The following is a 2,380-nucleotide window of genomic DNA, read 5'->3' as shown; positions in this document are numbered from 1 at the left end:
TCGGGATGATCTGCTCGACCGTTCCCTGGCGCTCGGGCATGGTGGCCTGCTGGGTGGACGCGCAAGACGCGATCAGCAGGGCCCACGCCAGAACACCGACGCGGCTGAAGAGAGGGGCAGTCATGAAGTGCTTCCGTCCGAGCTTAAAGAGGCCGGGGCATCATGGGGCCAGCGCGCTGAATGAACAAGGGGCTCAACGCCAGTAGTTGCCCACCACGATGTAGCCTGCGCCGCCTTCGGGCCCGCGGGCGTAGTCGAGGCCGACCCACATGTTCAGCCGGCGAGCGATCTGGTAGCGAAACCCTAGGCCCTTGCTCACCAGGGAAGAGGCATCGCTGTACGCCACATCGCGGCCCCACACCCGCCCTGCCCCCATGAAGCCCACCGCCGCCCAGCGCGGGGTGACGTTCCAGCGGAGCTCGGTCTCGATCAGCCCGGTGTTCTCGTCCATGTAGCGCCCGGCCGGGATGCCCCGCATGTCGATGAACGGCAGCATGTAGAACGGCACGCGCCCATCGACGCTTCGGCGATCCGCGCGGCCTGCCACCACCAGTTCCCGCATGGCCGGCCAGTAGGCGAACACGTGGCCGCGGTAAGCCTGGAAGCGCGTGTCGCTGCCCCAGTCGGGGTCGTAGAAGGTGGCATCGAGCGCACCCTTCCAGCCGCTGTTGGGCGTGAAGATGTTGTCGCGTGAATCGTGCTCGAGCGTCAGCCCGAGGCCCGAGGCGCGCCGGTCTCTCTGGTCGGGCAGCAAGCCCGGCAGCTGCACAGAGTTGGTGTCGAACGCACTCTTCAGATCGAGAAAGATCCAGCGCATGCCGAACCAGTTGTCGGTCTGGCCAAGGCGGCGCAAGGCCTGCTGCATCGACATCCAGCCGTCGAGCGAGTAACCGACGCTGTTGGCATCGTTGCCGCTGTTGCCGATGCCGTAGAAGTCGAGCTTGATGTCGGCGCGTGCGACACCGCCACGGTACTTCCAGCGCCCTTCGTCGAAGCTGGCCATGCCGCCGCCGAAGGCCAGCTTGGTGCCGTTCTCGGTGGCGGCTGCACCGGCCACCCAGATGTCGGGCGCCTCCTGCAGGCCAGTTTCCTTGGCCTTCTGCGCGCTCTCGCGCATGGAGTTGCGCAGGAACATGAAGGCCACGCCACCGCCGTAGCCGATGGCAGGCTCGGTGATGATGATCGGGACGGGGAGAAAGCCCTTGCGGTCGACCAGCCACTCGGAGATGTCGAGGTTCTGGTCTTCGGGGTCGACAAACCCTTCAGGGAGTGCCAGCGCCGGCTGGGCCCAACTGGCGGACAGCAGCGCGGTGACGGTGAGCCTGGAGAGGAAGGCGATGCGTGTGACGTCGAGAAGGCGGCGTTTCATGGAGTGCGGCAGTTCGGGAGCTGCCGGGCATTATGAAACGCACCTCAACGCAAAAAGGCAAGCGCCTCGTCGGCACTTGCCCTTTCGTGCTCCCGATCAGGGGCCCCGGTCAGGATGGCAAGAAGTCCACCGGATAGGTCGCGATCAGCGTCTCGACCTGCTTGGCGCCGAAGTCGAATTGCTTGATGCGCGCGAGCAACTTGCGCTCGAGCTCGGGGTTCTTGAGTTCGCTGGCTTCGATCTTGAGATCGGTCACCTCGCCGTTGGGCGAGATGGTGAGCTTGAACACCACCTTGCCCTGCAGCGTGGGGTCGTCGCGCAGCGCGCGGTTGTAGATCGCGTAGATCGAGCCCTTGTTGCGCTCGAACACCAGGCGCACGTCTTCGATCGAGCGCGAGGCCTTGCCGCCGCCGCCCTTCTGCAGCGTACCGCCGCCACCGCCCTGGCCCGAGCCAACGCCGGTGCCGCCACGGCCACCGCCGCCATAGCCGCCGCCCCCACCACCGCCGGCCACGCCTTCGACGAGGGTGGTGCCGCGGCCTGCGAGGCCGCCGCCACCGGTGTCGCGGCTGTAGCCCGCGGTGTTGATGCCGCCGCTGCCACCTGAAGCGTTGGAGGTGATCATGTTGCGGTCGGGCGTGCCCTGGTCGGTGCCTGCGCCCACGCCCACCCCCACGCCGGCGCCGACACCGGGGCCTTGCTTGATGTTGGGGTTGAGCTGCACCGCCGTCGGCGCGCTGTGCATCTCGTTCAGCGTGTCCTTCATGGCCAGCAGGCCCACGCCGGCGGCCTTGCGGCGAGCGCCTTCGATCTCGCCCGGCGGGCGGTTCGGCTGCGGCACACGCGCCTCGGGCACGGGCGCGGCCTTCTTGGGCGGCTCGGGCCGCACCGGCTCGGGCGTGCCGGGCTTGGCCTCGATGGCCTTGTCGGCCTCGGGCTTGGCGATCTCCGGCGGCTTGGGCTTGGGCGGCGGCTCGCGCTGCTCGATCATCAGCTTGGCCAGGCGCGGCG

General features: G+C 68.0%; 2 protein-coding genes. Both read right to left on the bottom strand.

The window, feature by feature from the left end:
• Positions 1-193: 193 nt before the first annotated feature.
• Complete coding sequence (locus VFL64_RS22675) at positions 194-1,369, bottom strand: BamA/TamA family outer membrane protein (RefSeq protein ID WP_489542654.1); 1,176 nt, start codon at positions 1,367-1,369, stop codon at positions 194-196.
• A gap of 109 nt (positions 1,370-1,478) precedes the next feature.
• On the bottom strand, positions 1,479-2,380 hold a 902-nt coding region (locus tag VFL64_RS22670), incomplete at its 5' end, for a TonB family protein (protein WP_489542653.1).

The organism is Rhizobacter sp. (assembly GCF_035702065.1).
In the GTDB taxonomy this organism is placed as follows: Bacteria; Pseudomonadota; Gammaproteobacteria; order Burkholderiales; family Burkholderiaceae_C; genus Rhizobacter.
The sequence above is the reverse complement of the archived record's forward strand: the minus strand, read 5'-3'. Positions and strand labels throughout refer to the sequence as shown.

Coding starts and splice junctions, on each gene's coding strand:
- VFL64_RS22675 (WP_489542654.1), bottom strand. CDS start 1,369: ATGAAACGCCGCCTTCTCGACGTCACACGCATCGCCTTCCTCTCCAGG.